The following is a 289-nucleotide window of genomic DNA, read 5'->3' on the forward strand; positions in this document are numbered from 1 at the left end:
GGGGTGAACTTCGGGCTCCTGTCCTCGGATGTCGAGGTGATGCGCTGGGTGTTGATCGCCGTGGCGCTGGTGATCTGCGGCTGGGTCGCGGTCTGGCTTTTCCGCGTCCGGCCGGGGCGGCTGGCGCAGGTCGCCGCCGGGCTGCTGATCGGGGGCGCGGTGGGCAATGTCATCGACCGGCTGGCCTACGGGGCGGTCGCGGATTTCCTGAACATGTCGCTGCCCGGCTGGCGCAACCCGTACAGCTTCAACCTGGCCGACATCGCCATCTTCGCGGGCGCCCTTGGGC

1 protein-coding gene is annotated in these 289 nt (G+C 69.9%); it reads left to right on the forward strand.

Annotated elements, in window-relative coordinates; all coding sequences use genetic code 11:
• Positions 1 to 289: signal peptidase II (locus QSV46_RS39405; protein ID WP_314964048.1), on the forward strand; the 289-nt coding region annotated here is incomplete at both ends.

Source organism: Bradyrhizobium cosmicum, assembly GCF_032290525.1.
GTDB lineage: Bacteria > Pseudomonadota > Alphaproteobacteria > Rhizobiales > Xanthobacteraceae > Bradyrhizobium > Bradyrhizobium cosmicum_A.